We start from the raw sequence: 13,105 nt of genomic DNA on the forward strand, positions 1-13,105 counted from the left end.
CCCGCGCGCTGGCCCGCCTCACGCCGCGCTGATCTTCGCCACGAAGGCGCGCACGCTGTCCTCCAGGGACCGGGCCTGTGCGCCAAGGTCGCCGGCGAGCGATGTGACCTGGCCCGCCACGCTGGCGGTTTCCGACGATCCCATCTGCACGCTGTCCAGCGAGGCGGTCACCTGGTCGGTGTTGCGCGCCGCGCCCTGGACGCTGGCTGCGATCTCGCGTGTCGCCGCGCCCTGCTCCTCCACCGCTGCGGCGATCGCGGCGCCGATCCGCGCCACCTCGTCGATCGTCGAGGAAATTCCCTGGATGTCGATGACCGACCGCCGCGTCGCCTCCTGGATCGCCGAGATCTGGTGCGTGATCTCGCCCGTCGCCTTGGAAGTCTGCGCGGCGAGGCTCTTCACCTCCGCAGCCACCACCGCGAAGCCCTTGCCGAGTTCGCCCGCGCGCGCCGCCTCGATGGTGGCGTTCAACGCCAGGAGGTTCGTCTGCTCGGCGATCTCGCTGATCAACTGGATCACCGACCCGATCTTCTCCGCCGCCCCGGCCAGCATCTGCACCGAATCCGACGTCCGCCGCGCACCCTCCACCGCCCGGTCCGCCACCGCCTGCGAGGCCGTCGCCTGCCGCCCGATCTCGTTGATGGAGACGTTCAGCTCTTCCGTCGCCGCCGCCGACGAATTGATGCCGTCCGCGGTCTGCTCCTGCAGCCCGGCGATGGTCATCACCTTGGTGGTGGTCGCCTCGGCGTCCTTGCTCAGCCGGCTCGCCGACGAACCGAGCGCCTGCGCCGCCTTGTTCACGGCCCCGAGCACGATCTCCACCGAACCCTCGAACTCCCGGATCGCCCGGTCCGTGGCACTGAACCGCTCCTTCTCCCGGTCCACCATCGCGTCGTTGTAGACCCGGATGGCGATGCTGATGTCCAGCAGCACGGCCCGCTGCACGGAGGCGATCATCCGGGTCGCCCGGGTCGCGCTCCAGCGGTGCTTGCGGGCGACCGCCTCGGCCATCTCGGCCAGGAGGTCGTTGTACCCGGCGATGTAGCTGTCCGGCTCGAGCCCCGCCTTCACATGGGCAAATCCCACCCGCCGTACGCTCTGCGCATATTCGGCGTCAAAATCCGCCTTGAAGAGGCGCGCCCAATGTTGCCGCTGAGCGGCCATCAGGCGCGGCTGCTGGTTGCCGATGATTGCCGCCATCTTCGGAAAGGTCGACCATTTCGCGTAGAAGCGGGCCAGCGCCGCGTCGAGCACGCCGTCGATGATCGGCCATGCAGCCCGGATATCGGCCTTTGCGGCCTCGTCGATACCGTAAGCCATGAGATCGATGGGCTGCGCGCTCATCCCGGTCTTCCCCCTCCTCGACATGCGAAAAGCAGCCGATCGAGCGAGTCTAGCGAGCGCACCATTTCCGAAAGATGAAACAGTGGATCACTTATAAAAATTATCATATCAATCCGCTGTTTCCCGCCAAATCCCTCGCAATCGCAGCATGCATCGAGTGTCGCCACCAGCTGGCAAGCGTGGACGCAGCCGTGGGTATCCCCGTTTGCAGCCGCTTGTAGCGTGCTTTCTAAAGTCTTAAGCCGAAAGTCGGTGAAGTTCACCAACTGCCGAGATTTGTTCTGCCAACGCAGAATGATAGTGATGAGTGCATTGCAAAAGGAAAAAGCGTCCACCCTTACGCAGTTGCGTAAAAGGAAAGTCGGCGGAATGGCTGTGTGGAGCAAACTACACACGACCGACGAAACGATCGAAAACGTTCTTTTCCAAGCAGATTGCACAAAAAGCCGCAGGCGATACCCGTGACAGCAGCGGAAACGTTGTTCATAGTCTGGTCAGTCACGGGCAGGTTTCGGAAAGGGGGGACTGCGAGGTCCGGCACCAAACACCGTGTACAACAACGGTCATCGCCGGACATCGGAGTCGACATCCATCTGCCGTGGCAGGGGAAACGGGAGGAATCTGATGAATCTGGTGACGGCACTCGCCGTCGTCATTGGCGTGCTCGGCGCCGTGGCGACCTATCTCTTCCTTGGACCGGCCGGTGGTCTCGGCCTGCAGATCTGGGCGGCGTTCATCGCTTGGGCGGCCTTCTTCCACTCCGGTGGCGGCGAAGCGGCCTTGAAGACGAACATCCCGGCCCACCTGTGGGGCGCGCTCTGGGCCACTGTCGCGCTCTACGCGATCATCACGCTCGGCGTCACGCCGGTGAACGCGGCGATCTGCGTCGGCGTCACCGTCGCGATCTTCATTCTCGGCGCTCACCTGCCGATCTTCAGCGGCATTCCCGCTGCGGTCTATGGCTACGCCTCCACGGCTGGCTTCACCCTGCTCGCCGGCAAGACGGACTTCCTGATCTCCGGTGGCCTGGGCAACAACCCCTTCCTGACGATCTCCGCGTCGATGATCATCGGCGCTCTCTTCGGCTACGTCTCCGGCAAGGTCGCCGGCGCGCTCGCCAAGTAGGATCGGATCGGGATTGACCAGGAGGGTGGCCGCTTTCGAGCGGCCGCCCTTTTTCGTGCGCCCGAGGCGCGCCGTCGGTGGAACGGAACGCGGAGCACGGGCTTCATCATCTGCACACGAGAGAGGCAGGTGATGCGGCATGCAGCAGGTCGACGCAGGACGGAACCTGTAAGAGGCGGGTCGATGCACCACCCAGGATGCTGCATTGCACCAATCCCGGGCTTCTCCCGCAGGTCTGCTGCACGCTGAAATCTGCCGAAAGGTATTCTGAATCCGCACTCCATCCGTCTGGCCCTCTTTGTGCATTGCGGGAAATTGTCCCGCACCTGCGAGGAGAAGGTCACGATGATCGAGCTTGTCCTGACAGTCTGCCTGATGGCGTCGCCCAATGAATGCCGCCACCAACGCATGCCTTTCGATGGTCCCCTAATGGCCTGCGCCATGAACGGCCAGATCGCCGCGGTGGAATGGCTACAGACCCACCCGAAGTGGCGCTTGAACCGCTGGCGCTGCGGCCCGCCGGAAATCGCCGCCTGATCGCCCAGGGCCGCTTCCCCGAGGAGCGGCCGCGGTGGCTGCATGCTGCAGGGCAGCGGAGCCTGTTGACTCCGCTCACGGCCTCGCCTAAGTGAGAACGAACGTTCGCTCCCGATCCTCGGGGGTGATGATCGTGATCGGCCCTGCCGCCATGGATGCTGCCTTGAAGCCGGATGCCCTGGTCGACGGCCGGGAAACGCGGGAAGACCTGCGCCGCACGCAGATACTCGACGCTGCGCGGATCTGCTTCTCCCGCTGGGGCTTCCACGGCGCCTCCATGCACCAGATCTGCCGCGAGGCGCGGATGAGCCCCGGTGCGCTCTACCGCTATTTTCCCTCCAAGGAGGCGATCATCGCCGCCATCGCCGGCGACGAGCGCGAACGTGCCAGCCATACGCTGGAGGTGTTCAAGACCGAAGGCCCGCTTGTCGAGCGCCTTGTTCGTGTCGCCATCGCCTACCTTAAGGACGTCGAGGCCCGCGGCTTCGGCTCCCTGATGGTCGAGATCTGCGTCGAGTCGATCCGCAATCATGACCTCGGCCGCCAGTTCCACGACATCGAGTGCGGCGTCCGCGACACCTTCCTCACCGCCCTCCGCGAAGGTCAGCACACCGGCGAGATCGACCCCACCGTGGATGTGGACACGGTCTTGCATGTCCTCTTCTCGGTCGCCGACGGTTTGATGCTGCGCCTGCAGCTCGATCCTGCGGTGACCGTCGATGGCATCGCCCCCTACCTGACCCGCGTGATCGAGGGCCTGTTGCTGCCGCGCGCCGGCGCGCCCCCCGATTGACGGACCGCTCCGCCGATCCCGCGTGCATTGCTGCCGGGATTAGGCGATGCCCGCGTATAGAAGTGCCCGGTTGCATGCTGGTTCTAAGCATTTGTCTGGCCGCACATCAGGTCTGATGGCGGTTGCATTCCGTAGAAGATCCGAGCCGCGAACCGGCTCGTGACTGCCCAGAGAAAGCCCGATGGTCCGCTCCGCCCTTGTCCTCGCCCTCGCGCTCGTCGCGCTTCCGGTCGCCGGCCCCGCTGTCGGCCAGGAAGCCGCCGAGACGCCCTCGGCCGCCCTTGCCGGCAAGACCCCATCCGTCACCGTCATCGCCGCCGCCGTCCGCTCTTTGTCCGAGCAGCTGGTCGTCACCGGCAGCATCGTCCCGCGTGAGCGGGTCTTCGTCAGCGTCGACCTAGAGGGCTACCGGATCGCCGAACTGCTCGTCGACGAGGGCGACACGGTTGCCGCCGGCGACGTGGTCGCCCGCCTCGCCACCGATACGATCGAGATCCAGCTCGCCCAGAACGACTCGCAGCGTGCCCGGTCCGAGGCTGCCATCGCCCAGGCGCTGACGCAGATCACCGAGGCCGAGGCCACCGAGAAGGAAGCCGCTGCCGCCCTGGTCCGCGCCGAGGAGCTCACCCGCCGCGGTGTCACCAGCCAGGATGTCCTTGAACAGCGGACGTCCGCCGCTGCCACCGCCGCGGCTCGCCTCGCCAGCGCCCGGCAGGGTCTCGCTCTTGCGGAGGCCGACAAGGCCCTGATCGAGGCGCAGCGCCGCGAGATTGAGCTGCGGCTCTCCAAGGCCGCCATCAGGGCGCCCGCCGCGGGCCTCGTCCTCAGCCGGTCGGCCCGCGTCGGCGCAATCGCCTCTGCGGCCGGCGGTCCGCTTTTCGAGATCGCCCGCGACGGCGAGTTCGAACTTGCCGCCGAGGTGACTGAGGTTGTCCTGGCCCGGCTCATGCCCGGCCAGTCCGTTTCCGTCACCCTCGCCGGCGCGGCGGCGCCCATCGCCGGCAAGGTGCGCCTCGTCTCGCCCGAAATCGATGCCGCGACACGCCTGGGCAAGGTCCACATCGCACTTCCGGGAAATCTGGCAGTCCGCACCGGCGCCTTCGCGCGCGGCGAGGTGGTCACGGCCGAGACCACCGGCATCGCCGTCCCGGTCTCCGCGGTCGCCACGGAAGGTGGCGAAAGCTCGGTACTCGTTGTCCGCGACGGCAAGGTGGCGAGCCGCCCGGTCAAGACCGGCATCACGGCCGACGGCTACGTCGAACTGGTCGAGGGTCTTGCCGAAGGCGAGCAGGTGGTGGCGCGCGCGGGATCCTTCCTGCGCGACGGTGATGCGGTGACGCCCGTCGCGGCGGTCAACGATGGGGCGAAGGGATGAACTGGAACTTTTCCGCCTGGGCGATCCGCAACCCGGTCCCGCCCGTCCTGCTCTTCGTCGTGCTCTGCCTGTTCGGCTGGGTTTCGTTCATGAACCTGCCGATCACGCGGTTCCCAAACATCGACGTTCCCGTCATCGCGGTCACGATCACCGATTCCGGCTCGGCCCCCTCCGAACTGGAGACCCAGGTCACAAAGCCCGTCGAGGATGCCGTCGCCGGCATCGCCGGGGTTAAGCACGTCATCTCCACCATCACCGACGGCGCCAGCACCACCGCCATCGAGTTCCGCCTGGAGATCAACACCGACCGCGCCCTCAACGACGTCAAGGACGCCATCGCCAAGATCCGCGGCGACCTCCCGGGCTCCGTGGAGGAGCCGGTCGTCCAGCGCATCGACGTCGAAGGCCAGTCGATCTTCACCTACGCCGCCGCGGCCCCTGCGATGACGCCGGAGGAGCTCTCCTGGTTCATCGACGACACCGTCATCCGCCAGTTGCAGGCCCTCAAGGGCGTCGGCCGCGTCGAGCGCATGGGCGGCGTCAGGCGCGAGATCCAGGTCAAGCTCGACCCGGACAGGCTGATGGCGCTCGGCGTCACCGCCGCCGACGTCAACGCACAGCTCCGCGCCACCAACGTCGACCTGTCCGGCGGCAAGGGCGAAGTCGGCGGCCAGGAGCAGGCGATCCGCACGCTCGCAGGCGCCACCACGCTCGCGGATCTTGCCGACCGCCGCATCGTCATCTCCGGCGGGCGCGAGGTGCGCCTCTCCGAACTCGGCGAGGTCGTCGACCGCTGGGAGGATCCCCGCTCGTTCGCCCGCCTGGACGGCAAGCCGATCGTCGCCTTCTCCGTCTACCGCGCCAAGGGCGCCTCGGATGCGGACGTCTCGCGCGTCGTCGGCGCCCGCGTCGACCAGCTCGCCAAGGACTTCCCAGACGTCGCCTTCGAGCGCATCGACGACAGCGTGAACTACACCTACGGCAACTTCGAAAGCGCCATGGGCACGCTGATCGAAGGCGCCATTCTCGCCGTGCTCGTGGTGCTGCTCTTCCTGCGCGACTGGCGCGCTACCATCATCGCCGCCGTCGCCTTGCCCCTCTCCGCCATCCCCACCTTCTGGGCGATGAGCATGATGGGCTTCTCGCTCAATCTCGTCAGCCTGCTCGGCATCACGCTCGTCACCGGCATTCTCGTCGACGACGCCATCGTCGAGATCGAGAACATCGTCCGCCACATCCGCATGGGCAAGTCGCCTTACCGGGCGGCGATGGAAGCGGCCGACGAGATCGGCCTCGCCGTGATCGCCATCTCCGTCACCATCATCGCGATCTTCGCCCCCGTCTCCTTCATGGGCGGCGTCGCCGGCCAGTATTTCAAGCAGTTCGGCCTCACCGTTGCGGTCGCGGTCTTCTTCTCGCTGCTCGTCGCCCGCCTGATCACGCCGATGATGGCGGCCTTCCTGATGCGCCGGCCCTATCTCGGCGACGGCACCGACGGCCGCCCGGTCTACCGTGGCTTCGGGCGTTCGGTCGCCAAACGCATCGCCATCATGGCGCCGCTCGCCACCGTCGCCTTCGTCGCCGCGATCGTCGTCGCCGACGACAAGGCGCTCCTTGCTCCGGGCGGCTCGCTGGAAGGCTTCGCCGGCACGATCGCCCGGCTGGAGGCCTATGGCTGGCAGACGGTCGGCGTGGCGCTCTTCGCCGGCATCGTCGGCCTCGCCCTCATCTCTGCCTGGCTCGCCCGTCCCCACCCGGAGGAGGAGCACGACGGCTTCATCATGCGCGGCTACACCGGCTTCCTGAAGGGCACGCTGCACACCTTCCGGATCCCGACTCCGTTCCGCCGCCACGACGGCCGCCGCCTGCGCGTTCCCTTCGGCATGCGCTGGGTCACGCTGGTGGTCGGCATCGCGCTCTTCGCGGTCTCGCTCTGGTCCACCAAGTTCCTGCCCACCGGCTTCATCCCGCCGGGCGACGAATCCCGCATCGTCGCCTCGGTCGAACTGCCGCCCGGCGCCACTCTCGACGACACGCGCGACACCACCGACGCCATCGCCGCGCTGCTTCGCAAGGAGGTTCCGGAGGTCAAGGGCGTCTTCGTCATGGGCGGCACCTCGCCCACCGGCACGCTGGAGAAACGCCGCGCAGCGGTCATCATCACCCTCGTTCCCAAGACCGAGCGCATCCGCAAGCAGAAGGACGTCCAGATGGTCGTCCAGGACCTGCTCAACACGGTCCCGGACATCCGCAGCTACTTCGTCAACGACCGCGGCGAACGCGAGACCGCCATCGCCCTGCTCGGCCGCGACGGCGAGGCGCTGAGCCGCACCGCCACCCAGCTGGAGGCGGAGATGCGCCGCGAGGCGATGTTCTCCGGCCCGTCCGCCATGTCGTCCTTCCCGCGCCCGGAGATCCGGATCACGCCGAAGTCCGACGAGGCCGCCGACGTTGGCATCTCTCCGGCGGGCATCTCCTCCACCATCCGCGTCGCCACCATGGGCGACGCCGACGCCGCGCTCGCCAAGTTTACCGTCGGCGACCGGCAGATCCCGATCCGCGTCGAGCTCAAGGAAGGCGCCCGCGGCGAACTCGCCACCCTGGCGGCCTTGCGCGTGCCCACCGGGTCCGGCAGCTCCGTCCCGCTGTCCGCCGTCGCCGACATCGGCTTCGGTTATGGCCCGTCCACCATCGAGCGCTACGACCGCGAGCGCCTCGTCAAGGTCGGCACCGACATGGCCCCCGGCTACACCACCGGCGAGGGTCAGGAAATGATCATGAGCCTGCCGACGATAAAGAACCTGCCGGCCGGCATCCGCGTCCAGGAAACCGGCGACGCCGAGATCCAGGCCGAGGTCTTCTCCGGCTTCGCCGCAGCCATGGGCTCCGGCATCCTGATGGTCTTCGTGGTGCTGATCGTCCTCTTCAACAACGTGTTCCAGCCGCTCACCATCCTCGCCTCGCTGCCGCTTTCCGTCGGCGGCGTGGTGCTGGCGCTGCTCTTGACCAACAACGCGGTCTCCATGCCCGTCGTCATCGGCATCCTCATGCTGATGGGCATCGTCACCAAGAACGCGATCATGCTGGTCGACTTCGCCGTCGAGCGCGAGAAGCACGGCGTCCCGCGCGAGGAGGCGATCATCGACGCCGGCCGCAAGCGGGCCCGACCGATCGTGATGACCACCATCGCCATGGCCGCCGGCATGCTCCCCGCCGCCATGGCCCACGGCGAGGGCGGCGAGTTCCGCGCGCCGATGGCCATCGCGGTGATCGGCGGCCTCATCGTCTCCACCGTGCTGTCGCTGGTCTACATCCCGTCCGTCTACTCGATCATGGACAGCATCTCGCACGGCATCGCGGTCGTCTTCCGCTGGCTGCTCAACCCAAACCCGCGCGAGGCAATGGACGAGGTGCCCGCGGCAGCGGCGCTGCCAACGCACGCCCACGCCCAGTCCATGCCGGCAGCCGAGGCCCCGGTCCCTGGACCAGCCCCGGCCAACGTCACCCCCCTCGCGCTCCGCCGCCCGCCCGAAGCCGAGCGTCCGGACCTTCCCCAGGCGGCCGAGTAGCCGCCGACGGGTCATCTCCCGAAACCGAACGAAAAAAGACCGCCCGAGGGCGGTCTTTTCATGTGCGTTGGTTGCGGACCGGCCGGTCGCTCCCCGATGGGCGCCCAAGCCGCGTCCCTGTCAGGCCGTGCGCGGTCGGGTGCTGAACTCCACCAGCCGGAACACCCCGTAGGCCGTGATCGGTGCAAGCGCCGCCAGCGCCATGTGCTCGTAGAGCCAGAGAAGGACGGGCGCTTTGATGGCCGCGTAGGCGACCAGGGTGATCAGGCTGCCGCCGATCACCAGCACGATCCAAAGCACCAGAAACAGGGCGGCCACCATGGCGGCCCGGATGGTCGCGGGTACGACCTCATCCCGTACGACGTCGATCATAAGATCCTCGTGTCAGTCGGTTCGATCTGGAAGGACGGATGTGCGCTGCAAAACGCATACCGATCACAAACGCCGGAAATTGCCCGGGGTTCCGATCGGCGTGCTGAAATAGCATGCAGATCGCGACGACAAAATGACCATTGCTAGGCTTTGCCGTGGCTATGGAACCGAGTGGTGAAAGAAGGGTTCATGAGGACGGGCGGGCGGCGTTTGTGAGGTGAGAAGCGATGCGTCGCCTGGAAGCTCTCGACGGCCTCAGAGGCTATTTCCTCGTCTTTATGGTGCTCAATCACCTGAGCTTCGCCGGAGGCTACCTCCTGGTGAAGATCAATCACGGCGAGCTCGGCTTCGTCCAGGACGCCCAGGGATTCGTGTTCATGTCCGGCCTTCTGGTCGGCATGGTCTACGCCGGGCAGATGAAGAAGCGCGGCTACGACGCAGGTGCAGCAAAGATCCGCAATCGCGCCCGCGAACTCTACATGTGGGCGCTCTTCTGCCTCATCGCGGTGATGGCGCTCGTCGCCCTCGTCAAGGACGCGCGCACCATCTGGGAGCCCTATCTCTGGCAACTCGCCGAGAACGACCTCCACTTCGCCGCCGCTGCCGCGCTGCTCCTTTACCAGCCCACCTTCATGGACATCCTGCCCCAGTACATCGTCTACATGATGGTGGCGCCGCCGCTTGTCTGGATGTGCGTCAACGGCCGCTGGCAGGCGGTGGCCATCGGCTCGCTCGTGCTCTGGCTCGCCGTCCAGTTCGGCGCGCACCTGCCGCTCGCCAACGCCGTCGACGCCGCCATGAAGCAGGTCGACCCGGCGCTGGCCCTCCGCGCCCACTTCAACGTCTTCGCCTGGCAGGTCGTCTTCATGAGCGGCCTCGTCCTCGGCGCACTGACCAGCGCCCGCCGCATCGACTGGGCGAAGATCATGGACCCGAACCGCACCACCCTGGCGTGGACCGCCTTGATCCTCACCCTCTTCTTCCTGGCGCTCCGCCTTTCCCGCACCTTCGAGGTCTTCCCCGAGGCGATGGGCCAGCGTTTCCCCGCGCTCGACAACCGCGGCGAGTTCTCCATCCTCTACGCCCTGAACTTCGCCGCCGTCGCCTACCTCCTCGCCTGGACGATGATGGCCGGCATCCGCTCGGAAAGCCCTGCGCTCCGCCGCGTCGGCGAGGCTCTCCACAGCCTCTTCCAGCTGCCCTTCCTGCGCCTGATCGGACGGCACTCCCTGCACGTCTACGTCTGGCACGTGGTCGTCATCTACCTCCTCAAGGCCGTCGACTTCCACTACGGCCCCTTCAACGAGGCGACCAAGACCGCCATCGCGCTCCTCGCCGTCGCCTCCCTCGCCGTCCCCGCCTGGTACCGCGAAGCCCGCGCCGCCCGCCTCAAGGCCGGGGCCGCCACAACGGCGTGAGCGGTCGCGCGTGCGAGAACAAGGTGAGGGGATCGGCAAAAGCTAACCCCTCGCCGAACCGTCTCGACGATCAGAGACATCGTGCCAAGTGGACGGCCAACCTCGTGCTGCACGCAACGATCAGGTATCCAGCGAACATCAATCCAAAAAGTTTCGCCGCATGAACCAAGTGACCGAATGAGAAAGCAACAACGTCCTTCGCCAGGCCAGGGTACGCGAGAAAACCCAAAGCCAAGACGACTGTCGATCCGATGAAAGCAAGGGCGCCGCTGACACACGCGGCCATCCCCGCATCGTCATCGCCACCAACTTTATACAACGTCGTACCGGATGCGGCAGCAAAGGCTCCCAGGAGCAACCATTTCGTCCAAACTGCAGGATTGGCGTTGATGAGCAGCAGCCAGCAGGCTGCAAAGATCAGCTGTAAAGCGAAACCAGCCGCTACAACTGCGCTGAACTGATTCAACCGCGCCCTGCTCAATGCTCTCCAGCTCCAAATTAAGATTCTACGCAACCGTATATCTTGCAGGGCCTTGCGCAATCGGAAATTTTGATCGGAGCTGGACGCAGTGTAGAGCTGTCTGCAACGTCGATCAGCTTCAGATCGTATTGCCGGATCCGACTTGTGGACGTTGCTTGGGTCCCGTCGGGGTTCTCCCCGCGTAAGGCCTTTCGCTCGAACTTTCGCTTGACGTTCGTTTCCTTTCGCATAATCTCCCCTTCAAGCAGCTGATCGAAAACAAAATGCTGCACTGCAAGGGAGGAGCACGCGGCCATGGCCGACGTGGACGTTCTCGTCATCGGCGGAGGGATCAACGGCTGCGGCATTGCCCGCGACGCCGTCGGTCGCGGCTACTCGGTGCTGCTCGCCGAGATGAACGATCTGGCCTCCGGCACCTCCTCCTGGTCCACCAAGCTGATCCACGGCGGCCTGCGCTACCTGGAGCACTACGAGTTCCGTCTCGTCCGCGAGGCGCTGCAGGAGCGCGAGGTGCTGTGGGCGATGGCCCCGCACATCATCCGCCCGCTCCGCTTCGTGCTGCCCCATTCCAAGGGCCTCAGGCCCGCCTGGCTGCTGCGCCTCGGCCTCTTCCTCTACGACCACCTCGGCGGCCGCAAGCGCCTGCCGCCCACCCGCACGCTCGATCTCACCACCGACGTCACCGGCAAGCCGCTCAAGGGCGGCTTTAGCAAGGGCTTCGAGTATTCCGACTGCTGGGTGGAGGACACCCGCCTCGTCGTCCTCAATGCCCGAGATGCAGCCGACCGCGGCGCCACCGTGCTCACCCGCACCCGGGTCGCGGCGCTCCGCCGGGCCGACGGCCACTGGGTCGCTACGCTGGAGGACCGCCAGTCCGGCGCCCGGCGCGAGGTCACCGCCCGCATCGTCGTCAATGCCGCCGGCCCTTGGGTCGACGAGGTCCTGCGCGGCCCCCTCGGCCGCAACGACGCCCACAACGTACGCCTCGTCCAGGGCTCGCACATCGTCGTCCGCCAGATGTTCCGGCACGATCGCGCCTACATCTTCCAGAACCCGGACGGCCGCATCATCTTCGCCATCCCCTACGAGGGCGAGTTCACGCTGATCGGCACCACCGACCGCGACTGGACCGGCGACCCCGCCGCCGTCCGCATCTCCGACGAGGAGACCGACTACCTCCTCGCCGCCGCCAGCGAGTATTTCGCCGAGCCTGTCACCCGCGCCGACATCGTCTGGACCTACTCCGGCGTGCGCCCGTTGTTCGACGACGGTGCATCCAAGGCGCAGGAAGCCACCCGCGACTACGTGCTGAAGGTCGACGGCGAGGCCGCCGCGCCGCGCCTCGTCAACGTCTTCGGCGGCAAGATCACCACCTACCGCCGGCTTGCCGAAAGCGTTCTGGAAAAGGTCGAGGAGGCGATCGGCCGCCGCAACCGCCCCTGGACCTCGGGTGCCACCCTACCCGGCGGCGATTTCCCGGTGGAAGGCTTCGACGCGCTGGTGTCCTTACTCCAGCAGGCGCATCCTCAGGTCACGCCCGCTCTCGTCCGGCGCCTTGCCCGCGCTTATGGCACCCGGGCCCGCGACCTTCTGGGCGACGCGCGGACAGACGCCGACCTCGGCCGCGACTTCGGTGCCGGCCTGACGGAGGCGGAAATCCGCTACCTCGTCGACCGCGAATGGGCCGTCAGCGCCGAGGACATCCTCTGGCGCCGCTCCAAGCTCGGCCTCCGCCTGGCGCCCGCCGAGGCGTCGGCCTTGGACGACTTCATGAAGGGGCAGCCACGGTCCACCCAGGCCGCGTCCGTCCGCTAGAACACCGCTTTCGCCGGCCGGGAGGACGGCGGACGCACCAGGATGATCGAAGGAACCGGGATCGACCCAGGCACAGCCCGTTCTGCGCCCTAATCGATTCAATTATCTTGATATATGAATCGCCGGACTTTTCTCCGGCGCGAACGAGACCAAGACCCGGCGCCCGGTTTCCCGAGAGGAGGGAGCCCGGGATGGCCCGAGGGAGAGACGATGCTGGAACTGATCGACGTCACCAAGAAGGTCGGAGCGGAGACCCATCTCGCGAACGTGTCGATG

At 66.6% G+C, this 13,105-nt stretch carries 10 protein-coding genes; 7 read left to right on the plus strand and 3 right to left on the minus strand.

Annotation, left to right across the window (positions count from 1 at the left end; translation table 11 throughout):
• Positions 1–18: 18 nt before the first annotated feature.
• Complete coding sequence (locus HZ321_RS19160) at positions 19–1,344, minus strand: globin-coupled sensor protein (protein ID WP_181704003.1); 1,326 nt, start codon at positions 1,342–1,344, stop codon at positions 19–21.
• A 624-nt stretch (positions 1,345–1,968) separates the two neighbouring features.
• Between HZ321_RS19160 and HZ321_RS19165 the strand changes: the two genes are divergently transcribed.
• The 5 genes from HZ321_RS19165 (at position 1,969) to HZ321_RS19185 (ending at position 8,743) form a co-directional block, all read left to right on the plus strand.
• Positions 1,969–2,469: a DUF1097 domain-containing protein gene (locus HZ321_RS19165; RefSeq protein WP_181704004.1), complete on the plus strand. Its 501-nt coding sequence runs from the start codon at positions 1,969–1,971 to the stop codon at positions 2,467–2,469.
• A gap of 345 nt (positions 2,470–2,814) precedes the next feature.
• Positions 2,815–3,006, plus strand: a complete 192-nt coding sequence (locus tag HZ321_RS19170) for a hypothetical protein (RefSeq protein WP_181704005.1) — start codon at positions 2,815–2,817, stop codon at positions 3,004–3,006.
• A gap of 127 nt (positions 3,007–3,133) precedes the next feature.
• Positions 3,134–3,799, plus strand: a complete 666-nt coding sequence (locus HZ321_RS19175; protein WP_244636036.1) for a TetR/AcrR family transcriptional regulator — start codon at positions 3,134–3,136, stop codon at positions 3,797–3,799.
• A gap of 181 nt (positions 3,800–3,980) precedes the next feature.
• Positions 3,981–5,174 carry an efflux RND transporter periplasmic adaptor subunit gene (locus tag HZ321_RS19180; protein WP_181704007.1) on the plus strand — a complete coding sequence of 398 codons (1,194 nt, stop codon included), beginning with the start codon at positions 3,981–3,983 and terminating at the stop codon, positions 5,172–5,174.
• A complete protein-coding gene (locus HZ321_RS19185; protein ID WP_181704008.1) occupies positions 5,171–8,743 on the plus strand; it encodes an efflux RND transporter permease subunit in 3,573 nt (1,190 codons plus the stop codon). The genes HZ321_RS19180 and HZ321_RS19185 overlap by 4 nt, the downstream gene beginning before the upstream one ends.
• Positions 8,744–8,863: 120 nt before the next feature.
• Here HZ321_RS19185 and HZ321_RS19190 read toward each other — a convergent pair whose 3' ends face one another.
• Positions 8,864–9,115 (minus strand): hypothetical protein, encoded by a 252-nt coding sequence (locus HZ321_RS19190; protein WP_181704009.1) that lies wholly within the window; start codon positions 9,113–9,115, stop codon positions 8,864–8,866.
• A 227-nt stretch (positions 9,116–9,342) separates the two neighbouring features.
• Between HZ321_RS19190 and HZ321_RS19195 the strand changes: the two genes are divergently transcribed.
• Entirely contained in the window at positions 9,343–10,533 is a 1,191-nt protein-coding gene (locus tag HZ321_RS19195; RefSeq protein WP_181704010.1) for an OpgC family protein, read from the plus strand.
• Positions 10,534–10,603: 70 nt separating this feature from the next.
• On the opposite strand, the gene HZ321_RS19200 is transcribed toward HZ321_RS19195, so the two are convergent.
• Entirely contained in the window at positions 10,604–10,999 is a 396-nt protein-coding gene (locus tag HZ321_RS19200; RefSeq protein WP_181704011.1) for a hypothetical protein, read from the minus strand.
• 309 nt (positions 11,000–11,308) lie between these two features.
• On the opposite strand from HZ321_RS19200, the gene glpD reads away from it, so the two are divergent.
• Positions 11,309–12,829, plus strand: coding sequence for a glycerol-3-phosphate dehydrogenase (glpD, locus tag HZ321_RS19205; RefSeq protein ID WP_181704012.1), 1,521 nt, complete (start codon positions 11,309–11,311; stop codon positions 12,827–12,829).
• Positions 12,830–13,105: the final 276 nt, after the last annotated feature.

It is taken from the genome of Chthonobacter albigriseus, assembly GCF_013839445.1.
Taxonomy (GTDB): Bacteria; Pseudomonadota; Alphaproteobacteria; order Rhizobiales; family Pleomorphomonadaceae; genus Chthonobacter; species Chthonobacter albigriseus.